16 protein-coding genes and 1 pseudogene are annotated in these 19,010 nt (G+C 71.4%); 5 read left to right on the top strand and 12 right to left on the bottom strand.

What is annotated here, in order from left to right; translation table 11 throughout:
- Positions 1–63 precede the first annotated feature (63 nt).
- The 6 genes and pseudogenes from ACIBAG_RS06755 to ACIBAG_RS06730 all read right to left on the bottom strand — a co-directional run bounded on the left by ACIBAG_RS06755 (position 64) and on the right by ACIBAG_RS06730 (position 5,398).
- Positions 64–1,053 (bottom strand): nucleoside triphosphate pyrophosphohydrolase, encoded by a 990-nt coding sequence (locus ACIBAG_RS06755; RefSeq protein ID WP_399101711.1) that lies wholly within the window; start codon positions 1,051–1,053, stop codon positions 64–66.
- A 69-nt stretch (positions 1,054–1,122) separates the two neighbouring features.
- Complete coding sequence (locus ACIBAG_RS06750; protein WP_399101709.1) at positions 1,123–1,767, bottom strand: SurA N-terminal domain-containing protein; 645 nt, start codon at positions 1,765–1,767, stop codon at positions 1,123–1,125.
- 255 nt (positions 1,768–2,022) lie between these two features.
- Positions 2,023–3,519: a protein kinase gene (locus ACIBAG_RS06745; protein WP_399101967.1), complete on the bottom strand. Its 1,497-nt coding sequence runs from the start codon at positions 3,517–3,519 to the stop codon at positions 2,023–2,025.
- Between the two features lie 38 nt (positions 3,520–3,557).
- A complete protein-coding gene (locus ACIBAG_RS06740; protein WP_399101707.1) occupies positions 3,558–4,190 on the bottom strand; it encodes a hypothetical protein in 633 nt (210 codons plus the stop codon).
- Positions 4,191–4,402: 212 nt separating this feature from the next.
- Positions 4,403–5,029, bottom strand: a pseudogene (locus ACIBAG_RS06735) (SAM-dependent methyltransferase); the annotation flags it as partial.
- A 144-nt stretch (positions 5,030–5,173) separates the two neighbouring features.
- Positions 5,174–5,398, bottom strand: a complete 225-nt coding sequence (locus ACIBAG_RS06730; protein ID WP_399101704.1) for a hypothetical protein — start codon at positions 5,396–5,398, stop codon at positions 5,174–5,176.
- 8 nt (positions 5,399–5,406) lie between these two features.
- On the opposite strand from ACIBAG_RS06730, the gene ACIBAG_RS06725 reads away from it, so the two are divergent.
- The gene (locus ACIBAG_RS06725) at positions 5,407–5,529 is read left to right on the top strand and encodes a BTAD domain-containing putative transcriptional regulator (protein ID WP_399101702.1); all 123 of its coding nucleotides are present in this window, start codon (positions 5,407–5,409) and stop codon (positions 5,527–5,529) included.
- A gap of 14 nt (positions 5,530–5,543) precedes the next feature.
- Here ACIBAG_RS06725 and ACIBAG_RS06720 read toward each other — a convergent pair whose 3' ends face one another.
- On the bottom strand, positions 5,544–6,287 hold the full coding sequence (locus tag ACIBAG_RS06720; protein ID WP_399101700.1) for an N-acetyltransferase: 744 nt from the start codon (positions 6,285–6,287) through the stop codon (positions 5,544–5,546).
- Positions 6,288–6,427: 140 nt separating this feature from the next.
- Positions 6,428–7,195 (bottom strand): HNH endonuclease family protein, encoded by a 768-nt coding sequence (locus tag ACIBAG_RS06715; protein ID WP_399101965.1) that lies wholly within the window; start codon positions 7,193–7,195, stop codon positions 6,428–6,430.
- 191 nt (positions 7,196–7,386) lie between these two features.
- Here ACIBAG_RS06715 and ACIBAG_RS06710 point away from each other — a divergent pair, with 191 nt between their 5' ends.
- Positions 7,387–7,569, top strand: coding sequence for an Rv0909 family putative TA system antitoxin (locus ACIBAG_RS06710; RefSeq protein WP_399101697.1), 183 nt, complete (start codon positions 7,387–7,389; stop codon positions 7,567–7,569).
- A 319-nt stretch (positions 7,570–7,888) separates the two neighbouring features.
- On the opposite strand, the gene ACIBAG_RS06705 is transcribed toward ACIBAG_RS06710, so the two are convergent.
- Positions 7,889–8,770, bottom strand: coding sequence for a hypothetical protein (locus ACIBAG_RS06705; protein WP_399101695.1), 882 nt, complete (start codon positions 8,768–8,770; stop codon positions 7,889–7,891).
- Between the two features lie 116 nt (positions 8,771–8,886).
- Between ACIBAG_RS06705 and ACIBAG_RS06700 the strand changes: the two genes are divergently transcribed.
- Together ACIBAG_RS06700 and ACIBAG_RS06695 are read left to right on the top strand one after the other, a co-directional pair.
- Positions 8,887–9,483 (top strand): TetR/AcrR family transcriptional regulator, encoded by a 597-nt coding sequence (locus ACIBAG_RS06700; protein ID WP_399101693.1) that lies wholly within the window; start codon positions 8,887–8,889, stop codon positions 9,481–9,483.
- A 34-nt stretch (positions 9,484–9,517) separates the two neighbouring features.
- Positions 9,518–9,937 (top strand): SgcJ/EcaC family oxidoreductase, encoded by a 420-nt coding sequence (locus ACIBAG_RS06695; RefSeq protein WP_399101691.1) that lies wholly within the window; start codon positions 9,518–9,520, stop codon positions 9,935–9,937.
- 38 nt (positions 9,938–9,975) lie between these two features.
- Here the strand turns inward: ACIBAG_RS06695 and mfd are convergent, their stop codons facing one another.
- Positions 9,976–13,506, bottom strand: coding sequence for a transcription-repair coupling factor (gene mfd, locus ACIBAG_RS06690; RefSeq protein ID WP_399101689.1), 3,531 nt, complete (start codon positions 13,504–13,506; stop codon positions 9,976–9,978).
- A gap of 331 nt (positions 13,507–13,837) precedes the next feature.
- On the opposite strand from mfd, the gene ACIBAG_RS06685 reads away from it, so the two are divergent.
- Positions 13,838–15,304, top strand: a complete 1,467-nt coding sequence (locus tag ACIBAG_RS06685) for a DUF2079 domain-containing protein (RefSeq protein WP_399101687.1) — start codon at positions 13,838–13,840, stop codon at positions 15,302–15,304.
- A gap of 115 nt (positions 15,305–15,419) precedes the next feature.
- Here ACIBAG_RS06685 and ACIBAG_RS06680 read toward each other — a convergent pair whose 3' ends face one another.
- A complete protein-coding gene (locus ACIBAG_RS06680) occupies positions 15,420–17,990 on the bottom strand; it encodes an ABC transporter permease (RefSeq protein WP_399101685.1) in 2,571 nt (856 codons plus the stop codon).
- On the bottom strand, positions 17,987–18,805 hold the full coding sequence (locus ACIBAG_RS06675) for an ABC transporter ATP-binding protein (RefSeq protein ID WP_399101683.1): 819 nt from the start codon (positions 18,803–18,805) through the stop codon (positions 17,987–17,989). The genes ACIBAG_RS06680 and ACIBAG_RS06675 overlap by 4 nt, the downstream gene beginning before the upstream one ends.
- Positions 18,806–19,010 lie beyond the last annotated feature (205 nt).

Raw genomic sequence — 19,010 nt, 5'->3', positions numbered from 1 at the left:
GGAGAGCAGCCAGGCGGAAGGCGCACGCTGCCGGGGCGTGGACGGACCGGACCGCGTCCGGTGTCAGGTCACCGGACCTCTGCCCTCGCTCTCCACCTGACGGATCTCGTCCCGGAACGCCCGCGCCGCAACCCGCAGTGCCGCCTCCGGGTCCACCCCGGCCGCCTCCGCCCGCACCGCCATGGCCAGCAGCTCGTACCCGACGCCCTCGCCCGACGGCAACGGCACCTCCAGGCCCGCCGTACGCACCCGCGACGCCAGCTTCGCCGCGAGGGCGAGGCCCGGCTGGCCCAGGGGTATGCCCTCGGTCACCGACTCCCGCTGCTTCTCGACGGCCTTCGTGCGCAGCCAGTGCTCCTTGACCTCCTCGGGGGTCGTCGCCGTCTCGTCGCCGAAGACGTGCGGGTGGCGGTGGATGAGCTTGGCGACGATGCCGCCGGCGACGTCGTCGATGGAGAAGGGGGCCTGCGGGTCCTCCTCCGCGATACGGGAGTGGAAGACGACCTGCAGCAGGACGTCGCCCAGTTCCTCGCGCAGCTCGTCGCGGTCGCCGTCCTCGATCGCCTCGACCAGTTCGTACGCCTCCTCGATGCCGTACTTCGCCAGGCCCTTGTGGGTCTGCTGGGAGGACCAGGGGCACTCGGCGCGGATGCGGTCCATGACCTGGACGAGGTCGAGGAGGCGGGCGCCCGGGAGGTCGTAGGAGGCGGGGAGCAGTTCCAGTTCCGGCATGCTGACGCGTCCCGAGCCCGCGAGTCGTGCCAGGCCGTCCGTCAGAGCCGGCTCACCCTCGCCCGTCGCGACGACCACGACCGTGTGGCCGCCCGCGCAGGCGGCGATCAGTTCCTCGGCGGTCGGGGCGGCCTCGTCGACCGTTATCCCGGCCTCGCGCAGATACGGCAGCTGCGGGTGCGCGCCGTCCGCGCACAGCACGCGGTCGGCGCCGTGCAGCGCCTGCCACGCGGGCCAGGACAGCAGGCCGGGCGCCACCCGGTGGCTGGTGGTGAGCAGGACGATGCGGCCGGGGGCGGCTTCGGAGCTGGTTGCGTTCACGATCCGAACGTAACCCACGTCGCCGACGGCACCCCGAGTTGTCCACAGGCCGGGGGCCGCCGTCTGCCGTCACATCGGCTGCTGGATCCCCGCCGCCGTCACCTCACGCACCCACGGCGTCTTCGCGTCCGCCCGGCTGCTCTTCTTGACGTCCCAGGTGCCGTAGCGCGGGTTGAGGTCGATGTCGAGTTTCCTGGACGCCTCGGACAGGGCGTTCCAGAAGGCGGGCTTGCCGGTGTCTGTGCCGAGCGAGGTGGCGAGCTTCTGGGCCTCGAGCTGGAGGCGGAGGTTCTCGTCGAGGCGCTGCGGCGGGATGCCGTACTGCTGGAGCCAGGCCGCCTCCAGCGCCTTGGCGCCGCCGACCTGGCTCTCCAGGTCGGCACGCATCCCCTGGAGCTCCTTGCGGGTGACGGTCACGCCGGCGTCCTGGGCGGCGCGGTGCAGCACCCGGTCGAGGACCATGGTGTGCAGGACGTCGCGCGGGAGGGTGCCGGACTTGGCGACGACCTGCGCGTACTGTGCCTCGTCCGGTACGGCCGCGCGCTGTGCCGCGCGTACCCCGTCCACCCTGTTCTCCAGCTGCGCGACGGTGATCCGCTGGCCGCCGACCACGGCCGCCGCGCCAGGGTGCGCATCGTTTCCGCAGGCCGTGAGGAGCGGCGCCGCGGCGATCGCGGCGGAGAGGAGGAGCGCGGTGCGACGGCGGCGGTGCAAGGAGACCTCCCGAGGAAGAGCTTGTGCGACGGTGCACAAAGTCTTGCGGTGATCGATGGTAGGCAGTGGGCAAGCTCTGGCCAACCCATTCGACCAACGATTCACCAGGACTTCGGGCACCGAGCGCTGCGCTGTGCTTGGGCCGACAGGGTGGTGCGCTTCCCGGCACGAGAGCCGTAACCGGGTTGGCGCGTGTCCTGCCTCGCCCAGAAGCCCGGGGCTACGGGTCGGGCGGGGACTGCGGGTCGCGTGTGGCTAGCCGCGCACCTGCCCCAGCCACTGCAGCGTCCGCCGCACCTCGCCCGCCAGCGGGTGGGCCGGGCCGTGCAGGCGTTCCACGTCGAGCAGGAGTCGGGCCAGGGTGTCGTGGGCGGCGGGGCGGTCGCCGAGGGCGAGGAGGAGGTGGCCGATGCGGCGGCGGACGTCGTGGGCGAGTTCGGGGTCGCCGCCGGAGACGTACTGGTTCTCGTAGTACGGCAGCAGCGCGCGGTACTCGGCGAGCGCTGCCGCCGGTTCGCCGAGCTGTTCCAGGCACTGGGCGGCGTCGTAGCGGTACCGCAGGGCCTGCGGGTCGGCCTGGCCGGCCTCGGCGGCGCGTTCGTCGGCGAGGCGGCGCAGTTCGGGCAGTGCGCGCCGGTACTGGCCGTCGTCCATGAGCGTGGCGGCGTACTGCTTGCGCAGGGTGCGCACGACCGGGGAGTGCTCGCCGTGCTGTTCGGCGGCGGTGGGCAGGATCGCGCCGAGGATGTCGACGGCCTGGGTGATGCGGCCCTCGCCGAGGAGGCGCTTGACCTCGTCGACGGCGCGGGCGACGTCCGGCTTCTCGGCCTTCTCGGGAACGGGCGAGACCGGGGCGGGCTGGGGCGCCGGGGTGCGGGCGCGGTCCGGCCAGGGGGCGTGGGGGCGCAGGAAGGGGCGGGTGGGGTCGAGGGGCGCCCCGGTGGGCGTGCCGCGCGCGGGCAGGAGCAGTGCGAGGTGCTCGTAGACCTCCTGCGCGGAGGCGGGGCGGTGCTGCGGGTCCTTCGCGAGCAGGCGCAGCACCAGGGCTTCGAGCGCCTCGGGGACCTCGGGGCGGATACGGCGCACGGGCAGCGGGGGCTCGTACAGGTGCCGGTGGAGCACGCCGAGCGCCGTCGAGCCGGAGAACGGCACATCGCCGCTGAGGAGTTCGTGGAGCAGCACGCCGAGTGCGTACAGATCGGTGTACGGGCCGACCGCGCCGCCCATCGCCTGCTCGGGGGCCATGTAGGCGGGCGAGCCGATGGGGGTGCCGGTGTGCGTGAGGCGGGTGGTGTCGGCGTCCATGACGGAGGCGACGCCGAGGTCGAGGACGGTGACGGTGCCGTCCTGCTTCACCATCACGTTGCGGGGCTTGAGGTCGCGGTGGACGATCGGCACGGCGTGCACGGCGCTCAGCACGGCGCACAATTGCGCGGCGACCGCGACCGCCCACTGCCAGGGGTACGGGTCGTGCTCGGCGAGATGGTCGGAGAGGTCGGAGCCGTCGACGTACTGCATGACGAGGAACAGTTCCTCGCCCTCGCTGCCCGCGTCGTGCACGGTGACGAGGCCGGGGTGGTCGACCTGTGCGGTGACCCGGCACTCGCGCACGAACCGCCGGCGCAGCTCGTCCGCCTCCTGGCCCGCCACCTTGTCGGGACGCAGCAGCTTCACCGCCACGCGCCGGTCGAGCCGCCCGTCGTACGCCGTCCAGACCTGTCCCATGCCGCCCTGTCCGATGAGCGTGGACAGTTCATAGCGGCCTGCGACGACACGTCCTGTCGCCACGGTCACCTTCCGCCCTCGTGGTTGCCGTCCGGCCGGCTGTCGTGCTGGCGCAGATAGTCACTGAGCTCGTCGAGCTCGGCGCGCACCTGGTCGATGCGGGCGGGCGCCGGGCGCTGCGGGGCCGGGGGCGGCGGTACGGGGCTGTGGGGGGCGGCGTCGCGGGGTGCCGACGGTATCGGCGTGTGGGGTATCGGGGGCGACTGCGGCACGGTCGCGGCGTTGTACGGCGACTGGGCCTGCGGATAGCCGTAGGCCGGGGGCGGGGGCTGCTGCGCCGGGTAACCGGAGAAGCGGAGCTGGTGGAAGTGGCGTATGTCCGCGGAGAGGTAGTACGAGATCGAGAGCACCAAGCCGCCCAGGACAAGGACGAAGCCCGTCCAGCCGCCCACGGTGTGGATCTCGTCGCCCGGCTCGGAACCCATCAGGTAGAGACCGAGGATCTCCACCACGATCGAGGCCGCGAACAGGGCCCAGTCGAGCGCCTTGCGGGTCACGATGGCCAGGCGGAGCATCATCGTCCACATCAGCAGGCCGAAGCTCAGCACCGAGATCACGACGAAGAACACGCGCAGGAAGACCAGCCACCCGGTCGGCGGCGGCTGCTTCACCGGCTGCGTGTAGCCGTGGCCGTGCATGGCTGCTCCTGATGCCTGAAGTGGGCGTACGAGGTCGACCGCGCCTGCCCGGTGCGGGACAACCTCGGTCGTGCGATTGTCGCTTCGAGCGTATAGGTCGACACCGACATACGGTCACCGGTTGTACCGAACCGTTGTCGTGCTGATCATTTCGCACGACGGCGCAGGTCGAGTGGAGGCTTGACTTCCGGATCAGTGGCCTGGTTTCCGGATCAGTCGGGTGCGACGGTCCCGTCGGTGAGGCCGTCGTACATGCCGCGGACGAGCTGCTCGCCGAGCCGGCCCGCGTGCCTGAGCGCCCGTTCGAACTCGTCGAGTGCGCGGAAGCGCGCGCCGTAGCGGCGTTGTTCGTCCAGCGGGAGCCGGGGCAGCTGGAGGCGGCGCACGTCGAGGCGGGTGGCGGTGGAGGCGTAGCTGCTGGCCTGGCGGTTGTTGGCGGTGCCGCGCAGGAAGCCGGCGAGGAACCAGGGGTCGAGCGCCGTGGGATCGGGGCGCAGCAGCACCAGGTTGCGCCCCAGGGCGGCGCCGCCGGTCGTCTCGTCGATCACGCGCGCGATGGAGCCGCCGCCGACCACCGGCACGACGACGTCACCGGGCTCGGTGAGCACCGCCTCCTCGTCACTCTCGGGCAGGGTCCCGGAGGGGGCCGTTCCGGCGAGCACGTCATGGTCGGTGAGAACGGGCACGCGCGCGTGGCCGCCGTTTCCGCCGGTCCGCATCATCAGGGCGCCCCCGCGCGCGAGTTCGCCGAGGGTGGTGAGCGGCCGGCTGGCGGGCTGCGCGGCGTCGGCGGGCGACGGGGCGAGGTCGGCGGTCAGGCGCAGGGTCTCGCCGAGGCGCAGCGCCGTGCGGAGATGCCGCTGGGTGACGATGCGGCCCCGTCTGCGCACCGGGAAGGGCAGGCCTTCCCGCTGCGGGGAGCATCGGGGCCTTCCCGGAGTTCAGGGGGGTTCGAGGTCACGCGGTGCGCCACGGGCACGCTGTCACGGCTCCCGACGGTCCTGCACCTTGATCGCGGCCGCCAGCAACGCCGCCGTCAGGCACGCCACATGGAGACAGGCCAGGTAGGGGCCGCCGGGGAAGGCGACACCGCCGGACTGCCCCTGGAAGTCGCTCAGCGCCGGGAACGGCAGCCACGGGCCGATGTCGATGCCCGCCAGCCAGTCCCCCGTGGCCGCCAGAGCGGGTTCGACGGCCAGTGCTTGCACGCGCCCACATGACACTGGGAGCGCCGGGAAGATCCACGGAGGTGTACCAGGAATTCCGGCGCCGCCTGCGAAAGGAACTCGGCGTCGAGCCCGCGTTCGAACTCGCCCGTGCGGCAGCCCTGGCGGGGTGACCGCGGACGCGGAATCACAGCGGGTGCCGCATCCACACATTGGGCTCGACATACACCGCGCAGTCCCGCTCCGGCTCGCACCGCACCGGCACCAGCGCGCCGGGGACCTCGACGTCGCCCGCGGTGTCGAAGGGCAGGCCCGTCCAGCCGCGCCACTGCTCCAGCGAGCCGACGACGGTCATGGAGGCCGGGGCGACGGAGTCGATGGTGGCGCCGGCGCGGGCGTGGACGCGCAGCCACGGGTCGTGGGGCAGGCCGTCGGGGCGTACGCGACGGGCGTACTCCTCGATGGGGGTGTGCGGTTCGAGGTGCTTTGCGTTGGGGCGGACGGGGGCGACGACCTCGCGGAAGCCGTGGGCCCGGGCGTTGTCGCGCATCGCGGAGAGCATCAAGGCGGACAAGCCGGCGCCCTGGGCGTGCGGGGCGATGACGACCGAAATGGCGCTGACCGTGTCGGTCGGGGTGCCGCGGCGCAGGTCGTCGAAGGCCCACACCAGCACCTGGGCCCAGCCGCGGGCGGGCAGCCGGCCACGGCCCTCGGCGGCAAGGGCGAACGGCACGCTGTAGGCGTGGGCGACGACCTCCCCGTGCTCGTCCTCGGCGAACAGCGCGTACTCCGGGAGTTCACGGGGGATCCGGCCGTAGTGGGCGTCACCCACGAGGTCCTGGATCGCGAACTGCGGCCAGGTGTTCGCCATCCGGACGACCCGGTCCAGCATCTCGGGGCGTTCGGCGAGGCTCGATACTTTCAGCTCCATGCCGTCACCGTAAGCGCGGGGCGGCTGCACCGGACAGCCGTTTTCCGTGCACCGGGCGCATCGGGCGCACCGCCTCCACCGCTCGGCAGCCCCTCGCGCCGTTGCGTCACGCGTCGTCCCCCGCACGTCGTCCCCGCACGTCATCCGCCGCACTGACGCAGCATCATCTCCTTGTCGGCGGCCGTCACCGGCAGTTCGTACTTGAGCGAGACCTGGGCGAAGCGCACCGCGTACGAGCAGCGGATCCGCTTGTTCGGGGGCAGCCAGGAGGCGGGACCGGAGTCGCCCTTGGAGCTGTTGGCCGGGCCGTCGACCGGTATGAGGTTGAGGGGGTCGTTGGCGATGTCCTGGCGCTTGCCCTTCGGCCAGTGGGAGGCGCCCATCTGCCAGTCGTACGACAACGGCATGACATGGTCGATCTGTACGGCCGTGGCGCGGGACTTGACCCACTCGATCGTCCGGCCCGTGTACGGGTCGTGCAGGGTCATGGAACTCACGACGCAGTCCGAGCCGGAGCGGTAGCGGACGTCCTCGCCGTCGCGCTTGAGGAGGTCGTTGCGGGTGTCGCAGCCGTTGCGGGCGAACGGGACCCCGCCCGGCGCGGAGTCCATCCACGCGTAGCCGAACTCGTCCCGGTCGTAGCCCGTCCTGGGGCCGCGGCCCTTCGTCGTCACCTTCTCGATGAGGGCCCGCGCCTCGGCGCGGTCGGCGTCCGAGGTGAGGGGCGCGAGGCCCGGCTTCGTCCCGTCCGGGTTGTCGAGTGGGCTGGTGGCACGGCCGGTACCCGTGGCCGGGACGGAGCCGGAGGGCTCGCTGTCCACGGGCAGGTCGACGTTCTCACACCCCGTCAGCACCAGCACCATGCCGAGCATCGCCGCGGCGCTCGCCGCCCCGCCCTTGAGACGCATCACGACGCGCCCTCCCCTTGCTGCCCGTTCCGCCCGCACAGGACGGCCTTCCCTGGTACACCGTCGCGAACACGGTAGCGACCCGGCGCGCGGCGGCATTCAAGAGGTACAGACCAGTAACGGGCCAATCGCGCATACTTCACAACTCGGGCGTATCGTCGGTGGTGAATCACCTCCGGAAGGAGCTCTGCATGGGCATCTTCGACAGGTTCAAGAACCGCCACGCGCAGGATAGGGCCAGTGACATGTCCGATGCGGCGGAGCGGAAGGCGAACGAGAAGACGGGCGACAAGTACGAGCGCCAGGTCGACGACGCGCAGCAGCGGATGGAGCGCGAACTCGGCGTGGACCGCGACAGGCCCGAGCAGCCGTAAGGCCGCAGACCACGGTGGACCTGAGCCCCGCCGGTCACGGCGCCGCCGGGGACGCCGCCGGCCCGGGGCAGCCCTTGAGGACGCACCCCCGACGCCGGGTCCGGTGCCCGCCGGTACGGCCGGGCTTTCGCTCGAACCACCTTGAGAACTGAGGCCGTCCGCGGAGACTCGCCTCCCGCGGGCGGCTTCGTGCTGTCACCAGCGACTGACCACCACCGACCTTCGGCCACTGCCGACTGCCGGCTCCCCCACGACTGCCGGCTCCCCCACGACTGCCGAAAGGCGGCATCCGACCCCGCGCCGGTTCACCGGGGCTCGCTCAGACCTTGCCGATCCCCAACGTCGTCTCCGACGGCAGCAGACCGGAGGACAGCACCGCCACCCAGAACTCGCCGAGCAGCGCCACGAGGCAGTCGATCTCCTCGATCGTCAGGACCTGCCAGGGTGCGGCGGCGAGCCGGTCGGTGTGTTCCTCGACGGTGCGGCGCAGTTCACGGCCCGCATCCGTGGCCGTACCGTCGGCGTCGACCAGACCTCGGGCGGTCAGGCGGCCCCTGGCGGCCGCCCATTCCTCGGGACTCCAGCCTCGGCTCTCGAAGCGCTCCACGGAGGCGGCCCCTATCGCCGCGAAGGACACGAGCGACTCCACGGGATCGAGACCAGCCACCAGCAGGGCCGCTATGTGGCCGTCGCCGCGGTGTTCACGCAGGAGTGTCGCCGCGTGCCAGAGCTGGAGGTGCGGCGCCTCCGGCCAGTCCAGGGCGGCGTTGGCCGCGGCGAGCGGGCGGCCCGCGGTGTCGGCCGCCTCGGCGGCACGGCGGGCGAGGGCCGCGGCCTTCGCCAGCTCGGGACTGTCCGTCCGGTCGCCGAATATCGCGCGGTAGGCCCGGTCGATCCCCCGCACCCTCGCCCGCAGCAGCGCCTCGGGACCGGCGATCTTCCACGCGGGGCCGATGTGCTCGGCGACCATGCGGGGACTGAAGCTGTAGAAGGCGGACGCGACCTGCTCCGCCCCGACGGCCCCCAACGGCGCGGCCCGGTACGGGAAGTAGCTCGGCCAGCGCTTCTCGGTGGCGTAACCGAGCGCGGTCGCCTCCTCGAAGACCTCCGGCGCGTAATACAGCACCGCGTGCAGGGGCTCCAGCAGGTGCCACAGCTGACGTACGCGACCCGATGCCGGATCGCCGTCGTGCTTCATCATGACGCGACTCCCCCAGTCTGATGACGCGGATCCCGAGACCCACAACTTGACACTGACAAGATTGCCCGGCGCGACCCGAACTTGTCAATGCCTAGATTGGGCGTACGCTGCTGACCATGGCCCCCGAGAAACCGTCCGTCCGCCGCCCCTATCACCACGGCGATCTGCGCCGCGCCATCGTCACCGCGGCGCTGGACGTCATCGCCGTCGACGGCCCGTACGCACTTAGCCTGCGCGATCTCGCCCGCCGTGCCGGCGTCTCGCACGCGGCACCGGCACATCACTTCAAGGACCGCACCGGCCTACTGACGGCGATCGCCGCCGAGGGGCTCGGGCTGCTCGCGGACACGCTCAACAAGGCCGGGGACCTCAAGGACGCGGGGGTTCGCTACGTCCGCTTCGCGCGCGAGCACCCCGCCCACTTCCAGGTGATGTTCACCCCCGAACTGCTGCGCGCCGACGACCTCGAACTGGCCACGGCCCGCGCCCTCGTCAGCGACGCACTGCGCGGCGCCGTCTCCGCCGTACGGCCCGAGAACCTCGGCATCGACACCCGTCTGGCCGGCGTCGCGGCCTGGTCCCTGGCCCACGGCTTCGCGACGCTGCTCCTCAGCCACAACCTCGACGGACCGGTCGGCGACAAGGATCCCGAGGAGGTGTTCCGGACGCTGGCGGCAATGCTGTTCCGCAAGGAGTTCCGGGACGACACTTGACCTCAAGTCCACATGAGGTATCACAGTGATCCGCATGACTACGGAGACCACTGACAAGTCCGTCGAACAGGCGGACCTCAAGGCCATCGAGCAGGTCGTCGCCACCGTCGAACGCACCCAGCGCGCCAAGGACCCCGACGGCTTCCTCGCCCTCTTCCACCCCGACGCCCTCTGGACCACGGCCCACGGCAAGGTCCTCATCGGCCTCGACGCGATCGCCGAGTTCACCCGAGCCGTGCTGCCCACGGCGACCTGGGACGGCGAGGTCACCTACGAGGTCGTGCACACACAGTTCCTGCGGCCCGACGTGGCGGCCGTCAAGGTCCGGCAGGTCTACCACTCGCCCAAGGGCGACACGGAGGGCGCCCCGCTGTACGTCATGACCAGGCAGGACGACGGCAGGTGGCTGCTGCACGCCTGCCAGAACACGGAGGTGCGGGTCGCGGCCGACTAGGTCGTGTCCGGGCGGCCGCGTACCGCACCCCGCCCGGCTCACGAACCCAGGATCGACGCCAGGAACTCCCCGACCCACCCGAGCAACTCCCGCCCGACCAGCGGCTTCCCGCCCACCTTCGCGGTCTTCGGGCGCGGCACCAGCACCTGGTGCACCGCCGGCTTGATGACGGTGCCCGGGTACAGCCGCTTGAGCCGCAGCTCCTGGGACTCCCTCAACTCCACCGGCGCGAAGCGGATGTTGTTGCCCTGCAGGACGATCTCGCCGACGCCGCACGCGCGGGCCAGCATCCGAAGGCCCGCCACCAGGAGGAGGTTCTCGACCGGCTCGGGCAACTTGCCGTAGCGGTCGGTGAGTTCCTCTCGTACGGCCTTGATGTCCTCCTCGGTGTTGGCGGAGGCGATGGAGCGGTAGGCCTGGAGGCGGAGGCGCTCGCCGGGCGCGTAGTCGTGCGGGACGTGCGCGTCGACCGGGAGCTCGATCTTGACCTCCAGCGGCGGCTCTTCCTCCACGCCGCCCTCCAGGGAGGCGCGGTAGTCCGCGACCGCCTCGCCGACCATACGGACGTACAGGTCGAAGCCGACGCCCGCGATGTGGCCGGACTGCTCGCCGCCGAGGAGGTTGCCCGCGCCGCGGATCTCCAGGTCCTTCATGGCGACGTACATGCCCGCGCCCATCTCGGTGTGCTGGGCGATGGTGGCCAGGCGCTCGTGGGCCGTCTCCGTGAGGGGCTTCTCCGGCGGGTACAGGAAGTAGGCGTAACCGCGCTCGCGGCCCCGGCCCACGCGGCCGCGCAGCTGGTGCAGCTGGGACAGGCCGAAGTTGTCGCCGCGCTCCACGATCAGGGTGTTGGCGTTGGAGATGTCGATGCCGGACTCGACGATCGTGGTCGACACGAGAACGTCGAACTTCTTCTCCCAGAAGTCGACGACCACCTGCTCCAGCACCTGCTCCGACATCTGGCCGTGCGCCGTCGCGATGCGCGCCTCGGGGACGATCTCGCGCAGCCGGGCGGCCGCCCGGTCGATCGACTCGACCCGGTTGTGGATGTAGAAGACCTGGCCCTCGCGCAGCAGTTCGCGGCGGATCGCGGCGCCGATCTGCTTCTCCTCGTACGGGCCGACGAAGGTCAGGACCGGGTGGCGCTCCTCGGGCGGGGTCGTGATCGTCGACATCTCGCGGATTCCCGTGACCGCCATCTCCAGGGTCCTCGGGATCGGGGTCGCGGACATCGTCAGCACGTCGACGTTCGCGCGCAGCTTCTTCAGCTGCTCCTTGTGCTCGACGCCGAAGCGCTGCTCCTCGTCGACGATGACCAGGCCCAGGTCCTTGAACTTGGTCTCCGAGGAGAACAGCCGGTGGGTGCCGATGACGATGTCCACCGAGCCGTCCTTCAGGCCCTCCAGGGTCGCCTTCGCCTCCGTGTCGGTCTGGAAGCGGGACAGGGCCCGGGTGTTCACCGGGAACTGCGAGTAGCGCTCGGAGAACGTCCCGAAGTGCTGCTGGACCAGCAGGGTCGTGGGGACCAGTACGGCCACCTGCTTGCCGTCCTGGACCGCCTTGAAGGCGGCGCGGACCGCGATCTCCGTCTTGCCGTAGCCGACGTCGCCGCAGATCAGGCGGTCCATCGGGACCGACTTCTCCATGTCCTCCTTGACCTCGGCGATGGTCGTCAGCTGGTCGGGCGTCTCGGCGTACGGGAAGGCGTCCTCCAGCTCGCGCTGCCAGGGGGTGTCCGCGCCGAAGGCGTGGCCGGGCGCCGCCATGCGCGCGCTGTACAGCTTGATCAGGTCGGCCGCGATCTCCTTGACGGCCTTCTTGGCCCGCGCCTTGGTCTTGGTCCAGTCGGCGCCGCCCAGGCGGTGCAGCGTGGGCGCCTCGCCGCCGACGTACTTGGTGATCTGCTCCAGCTGGTCGGTGGGGATGTAGAGCCGGTCGCCGGGCTGGCCGCGCTTGGCGGGGGCGTACTCCACGACCAGGTACTCGCGCGTGGCGCCCTGGACGGTGCGCTGCACCATCTCGATGTAGCGGCCGACGCCGTGCTGCTCGTGGACGATGTAGTCGCCGGTCTCCAGGGTGAGCGGGTCGATGGTCTTGCGGCGGCGGGCCGGCATCCGGGCGCCGTCCTTGCCGGCCGCCTTCTGCCCCGTCAGGTCGGTCTCCGTGAGCACGGCGAGCTTGAGCACCGGGTCGACGAAGCCGTACTCGATCGAGCCGCAGGCGACATGGACGACCGACGGGGAGATCTCCCCCAGGTCGGCCTCCAGGCGGGCCGCGACGCCCTCGCCGCCGAGCACCTCGACCGTGCGGGCCGCCGGGCCGTGGCCCTCGGTCACGAAGACCGTGCGCCAGCCGTCGGCGAGCCAGCCCTTGGTGTCGGCGAGCGCCTTCGCGGTGTCGCCGCGGTAGGACTCGGGGGCGTGCATGCCGAGCTTGAGGGTGTCCGCGTCGAGCGTCTCGTCGGCCGAGAACGGCGAGACCGACCACCACATCATGTCCAGCTCGCGCGCGCGGTCGCGGACGTCCGCGATGGACCACAGGGAGGCCGCGCCGACGTCGATGGGCGCCTCGCCGCCCCCGGCCGTGGCGGCCCAGGAGGCTTGCAGGAACTCCTGACTCGTCGCCACGAGATCGGCGGCCCGCGTGCGCACCCGCTCCGGGTCGCATACGACGGCCATGGCGCCCTTGGGCAGGACGTCGAGCAGCAGCTCCATGTCGTCGACGAGGACGGGCGCGAGGGACTCCATGCCCTCGACAGCGATGCCCTCGGCGATCTTGCCGAGCAGTTCGCCGAGCTCCGGGTGCTCCTCGGCGAGGGCACGCGCGCGTGCGCGGACGTCGTCGGTGAGGAGGAGTTCGCGGCAGGGCGGCGCCCACAGGCCGTGCTCGGCGACTTCGAGGGAGCGCTGGTCGGCGACCTTGAAGTAGCGGATCTCCTCGACGTCGTCGCCCCAGAACTCGATGCGCAGCGGGTGTTCCTCGGTGGGCGGGAAGACGTCCAGGATGCCGCCTCGTACGGCGAACTCGCCGCGCTTCTCGACGAGCTCCACGCGCGCGTACGCGGCGGCGGCCAGGGCGTCGACGATGGTGTTGAGGTCGGCGGTCTGCCCGGTGCGCAGGGCCACCGGCTCCAGGTCACCGAGGCCCTTGACCTGGGGTTGCAGGACCGAGCGGACGGGGGCCACGACGACGGAGACCGGGCCCGTCTCGGGGTCGTCCGCGCGCGGGTGGGCGAGGCGGCGCAGTACGGCCAGGCGGCGGCCCACGGTGTCGCTGCGCGGGCTGAGGCGCTCGTGCGGGAGGGTCTCCCAGGACGGGTACTCCACGACGCCCTCCGGGGGGAGGAGGGAGCGCAGGGCCGCCGCCAGGTCCTCGGCCTCGCGGCCCGTCGCCGTCACCGCGAGCACCGGGCGGTCGGTGCCGCGGGCGAGGGCGGCGATCGTGAACGGGCGGGCCGCCGGGGGGCCGACCAGGTCGACGTGCATGCGGTTGCCGTCTGCGGCCGCCGTGATCGCTTCCGCGAGGGCGGTGTCCTTGACTACGGCGTCGAGCAGACCGTGCAGGCTCATTCGGGGGCGCTTCCGTCCGGGGTGGGCAACACGAAGGGCCCGACGCGAGGTACGGGCCGGGGGTTATCCAGCGTACGTCGCTGCGCGGGCGGGTGCGGGGGCTGTGGATAACGTGCGTTCTCTGGTGCCCGGGGTTGCGGTTGCCGCGGGCGGGTTTTCGCCCCCGCCGCCCCTACCCGTCCCGTCCTCCAGGGGCGCTGCCCCTTCGACCCCGGCCGTCCCTGAGGGCTGCCGCCCCCGGACGGGCTGAGACACACAGGTCGGGGTTTGAAGGTGCCGCAGTCACCCCTGCGAGTGAAGGCCACACATGTACACCGCGTAAGGTCCCCTCATGCCCTCCCCCGCTCCCTCCGCGACGCCGAGCACCTCCTGCGAACCCCACATACCGGCGCAGGACACGCCCCGCTCCTCGGGGACCGAGCGGTCCGACGCGGGCCGGCGTGATCCGTGGCTGCTCGCCGCGGTGCTGTTCGTCGGCTATGCGGTCGTCTCCGTCGGGCGTTACCGGCATCTGGGGCAGCGGTCCTGGGATCTCGGCATATTCGAGCAGGTCATCCGCTCCTACGCGCATCTGCAAGCCCCCGTGGCCGACCTCAAGGCGCCGGGCTTCAACATCCTGGGCGATCACTTCAGCCCCGTGACCGCCCTCCTCGCGCCCCTCTACCGGGTCTTTCCCTCGCCGGTCACGCTGCTCGTCGCGCAGGCCGCGCTCTTCGCCCTGTCCGCCGTTCCGGTGACCCGGGCCGCCGCCCGGCTGCTGGGGCGGCCGCGCGGGCTCGCGATCGGCGTCTCGTACGGGCTGTCGTGGGGGCTGCAGCAGGCCGTCGACTTCGACTTCCACGAGATCTGTTTCGCCGTACCGCTCATCGCCTTCAGCCTGGAGGCGCTGCTCGCCCGGCGCCATCGTGCCGCCCTGCTGTGGGCGCTGCCCCTCGTCCTCGTGAAGGAGGACCTGGGCATGACGCTCGCCGCCATCGCCCTGGTCGTCGCCCTCAGGGCCCGGCAGGGCGGCTCCCCGCGCGCCGCCCGGTACGCGATCGGCGTCGCCGTCCTCGGCGTGGTGGCCGTGGCCGTCACGCTCCTGGTCGTCATACCGAGCTTCAACAGCGCCGGCACCTACGACTACTGGAACAAGGTCGACGACTCGGGCGGCGGCGGCCCCTTCGACGGCCTCGACACCAAGCTGCGCACGCTCGGCTGGCTGCTGATCCCCACCGCGGGGCTGCTCGCCCTGCGGTCCCCGATCCTGCTCGTCGCCCTGCCCACCCTCGGGTGGCGGTTCGTGTCCTCCTACCCGGAGTACTGGGGCACCGACTGGCACTACAGCGCCGTGCTCATGCCCGTCGTCACCCTCGCCCTCGTCGACGCCCTCGACAGCGCCCGGCGCAGCCCGCGCGCGTGGCTGCGGTCGTACGTCCATCACCTGCCCGCCGCCGTCGCCGCCGCGTCCCTCGCGCTCACCACCTCGCTGCCGCTGGCCGCCCTGACCGAGGGCGAGATCTATCGCAAGCCCGCGCGCGTGAGCGCCATCGAACGGCTGCTCTCCGGGGTGCCGGACGGGGCGTCCGTCGAGGCGAACATCGCTCCGATCAGCCGGCTCACCTCACGGTGCCGCGTCTTCTGGATCACCAATACGCGCGGCATCAACCCCGACTTCATCGCCCTCGACAACTCCCGCAAGCGCTACCGCGACGTCGAGGCCTACGCCAAGGCCCTCCACCCCGACGCCCGGTACACGGTCCACGGCACCGCCTACGGCGTCGTACTCCTCAAGCGGCAGACCGGGCAGGGCGAGTAGGCCGGTAGGCCGGTTGCCATTCGCCGTTCGTCGCCGCCAGTCATGGCTGCGGGCCCGGTCCGGAAGGTGATCACTCCGGACCGGGCCCGTCCCCCGCAACCCCCGTGTGCGGTGGCTACTCGGTCGCGATCGCGTTCAGTACGTTCATCCGGCCCGCCCGGAACGCCGGGATCAGCGCCGCGAACAGCCCCACGAACGCCGAGCCGATGAAGACCCCGGTGATCGTCGGCCACGGGATGTCCAGGACGTTCAGGCCCTCCAGAGCCAGGAGCTGCTGGGCCGTCGCGCCCCAGCCCATGCCGAGCCCGAGGCCCAGCAGGGCGCCGAACAGGGCGATCACCACCGACTCCATGCGGATCATGCGGCGCAGCTGACGGCGGGAGAGGCCGATCGCGCGCAGCAGGCCGATCTCCCTCGTCCGCTCGACCACCGACAGGGCCAGGGTGTTCACCACGCCCAGGACGGCGACGATGATCGCCAGGGCCAGCAGGCCGTAGACCATGTTCAGGAGCTGGCCGACCTGGTCCTTGAGCTCCTCCTTGTAGTCGGTCTGGTCGCGGACCTGGTACTGCGGGTACTCGTGCAGCGACTTCTTCAGGGCCGCGTACGCCGCCTCCTCCTGGCCGTCCTTCGCCTTGCCGAACATGATCACGTTCTGCGGGATCTTCTCGGCGGGGAGGTACTTCGACAGGGTCTCGATGCTGGTGTAGCGCGCGCCCTGGTCGATGGAGGTGTCGTCGTCCGTGATGGCCGCGACCTTCAGCTTCGCCGTCTCGCCGCCCTTGAAGGCGACGGTGATGGTGTCGCCGACGTGCACGCCGTGTTCCTTGGCGTAGTCGGAGCCGACCGACATGGCGTCCTTGCCGTAGGCGGCGGAGAGGGTGCCCTCCGTGGTGGTACGGCGCAGGTCCTCGGCGTAGGTCGGGTCGGCGGCGGTGAGGCCGGAGTCGTCCTTCTTGCCGTCCGGCGAGGTCAGGGTGGCGTCGATCTCCTTGTAGCGGGTGACGTGGGCGAGACCCGGCGTCTCGCGCATCGCCTTCTCGGCCTGCGGCACGATGCGCTGCTGCTGGGCCATGACGATGTAGTCCGCGCCGACCGACTTGTCCAGCTCGCTCGTCGCCGAGGCGACCATCGAGGAGCCGACCACCGACAGGCAGGCGACCAGGGCGAGGCCGATCATCAGGGCTGCGCCGGTCGCACCGGTACGGCGCGGGTTGCGCAAGGCGTTGCGCTCGGCCATGCGGCCGACCGGGCCGAAGGCCCGCAGCAGGACCGCGCTGATCACCCTGACCACGCCGCCCGCGAGCAGCGGACCGATGACCACGAAGCCGATCAGGGTCAGCACCACACCGCCGCCCAGCATCAGCGCGCCGTCACTCGCCTTGTCGGCCGTGGCGGCCACGAAGAGTCCGTAGGCGCCGGCGCCCGTGAGGAGCAGTCCGAGCAGGCCGCGCACCCAGCCGGCCTTGCCGTCGGCCGGTGTGCCGGCGTCGCGCAGGGCGGCCATCGGGGAGACCTTGCCGGCCCGGCGGGCGGGCAGGTAGGCGGCCAGGACGGTGACGACGACGCCGAGGACCAGGCCGACGACGGGGGTCGTCACCTTCACCGTCAGGTCGTCGGTGGAGAGGTTCATGCCGGCCATCGACATGAGCTTCATCAGGCCGATCGCGATGCCGACCCCGGCGCCGACGCCGAGGATCGAGCCGACGAATCCCAGCAGCAGGGCCTCCACGAGCACGGAGCGGTTGATCTGCCGGCGGGACGAACCGATCGCCCGCATCAGGCCGATCTCGCGGGTGCGCTGGGCGACCAGCATCGAGAAGGTGTTGATGATCAGGAAGATGCCGACCAGGAACGCGATCCCGGCGAAGCCGAGCATGGCGTACTTCATGACGTTCATGAACTCGCCGACGTCCTGGCGGTTCTCGTCGGCGGTCTCCTCGGCCGTCTGGATCTTGTACGTGCCGTCCAGGGCCTGCGCGATGTCCTGCTTGAGCCGCGCGTCGCTCACGCCGTCCGCCGCGGTGACGGAGACCTGCGTGAAACGGCCGGTCGTGCCGAGCAGGGTGCGCTGGGCGGTCTCGGTGTCGAAGTAGACGACGGCCGCGCCCGGGTTGGTCACCTTCCAGGAGGCGATGCCGACGATCCGCGCGCGGATGTCGCCGGTGGCGGCGATGGTGCGCAGTTCGTCGCCGAGCTTCAGGTCGTGCTTGTCGGCGGTGTCCGCGTCGACCATGACCTCGGTGGGCCCGCGCGGGGCGTGGCCGGAGGTGATCTCCATGGACTTCAGGTCGTTCCGGGTCCAGTTGCCGGCGATGGTGGGCGCGCCGGTGGAGGAACCCATGTTCTTGTTCTCGGAGTTGACGACGGTCACGCTCATCGAGGCGACCGCGCCCTCCGCCTTCTTGACGCCGTCGACAGCCGCGACCTGCTCCACGGTGGAGGCGGGCAGCGATGCCGGGCGACCCGTGCCGGCGCCGTCGTCCTCGTCCTTGGCCTCCTTGGGGCTGACGGTGACGTCGGAGGAGGTGACGGCGAAGAGCTTGTCGAAGGTGGTGTTCATCGTGTCGGTGAACACCAGCGTCCCGCACACGAAGGCGACGGACAGGAGCACCGCCACGGCCGACAGGGCCATGCGCCCCTTGTGCGCGAAGAAGTTGCGCATGGAGGTCTTCAGGACGGTCATGACGTACGCCCCCGGGCGTCGACGTCGGGGGTCTGGGGGTGCCCCCCAGAAAAACACCGCATGCGGTCCAGGACGGCGTCGGCGGTCGGCTTGTACATCTCGTCGACGATGCGCCCGTCGGCGAGATACAGCACGCGGTCGGCGTAGGAGGCGGCGACGGGGTCGTGCGTGACCATCACGATGGTCTGCCCGAGCTCGTCCACGGACCGCCGCAGGAAGCCGAGTACTTCGGCGCCCGCGCGCGAGTCGAGGTTTCCGGTCGGCTCGTCACCGAAGATGATCTCCGGCCGGGCGGCCAGGGCGCGGGCGACGGCGACGCGCTGCTGCTGGCCTCCGGAGAGCTGGGTGGGCCGGTGCTTGAGCCGGTCGGAAAGTCCCACGGTGTCCACCACGCGCGCGAGCCACTGCTTGTCGGGCCTGCGCCCGGCGATGTCCATGGGCAGCGTGATGTTCTCGATGGCGTTGAGCGTCGGCAGCAGGTTGAACGCCTGGAAGATGAACCCGATCCGGTCCCGGCGCAGTTGTGTGAGCTTCTTGTCCTTCAGCCCGGTGATCTCGGTGTCGTCGAGGTAGATCTGGCCGCTGGTGACGGTGTCGAGCCCGGCGAGGCAGTGCATGAGGGTGGACTTGCCGGACCCCGAGGGGCCCATGATCGCGGTGAACTGCCCGCGCGCGATGTCCACGTCGACGTGGTCGAGGGCGACGACACGGGTCTCCCCCGACCCGTACGCCTTGACGACCTGGCGCGCCCGCGCGGCAACGGCCGTACGCCTTCCAGTACCCCCGTGCCTGGGAATGGTCACAGCCGATGTCACGGTATGTCTCCTATGTCGGTCAGCAGGTGGGTAAGTCGCTCAGCGGATGAATCAGGTGAATCACGAGAACTGGCTACGCCCGTCAGTCTCGTTGCGGGGAAGGGCCCGGCGCGCTGGTGCCCGGCCCCGTCTTGTGCGGGGGAAAACCCCACCCCCGCCGGTTCGGTCAGCCGCCCCCCAGCGGCGTAAAGCCAGGCTAAGGACG

Origin of the sequence: Streptomyces sp. NPDC051243 (assembly GCF_044455405.1) — a bacterium.
In the GTDB taxonomy this organism is placed as follows: domain Bacteria; phylum Actinomycetota; class Actinomycetes; order Streptomycetales; family Streptomycetaceae; genus Streptomyces.
Note: the sequence above shows the minus strand (reverse complement) of the source record. Positions and strands in the feature narration are given on the sequence as shown.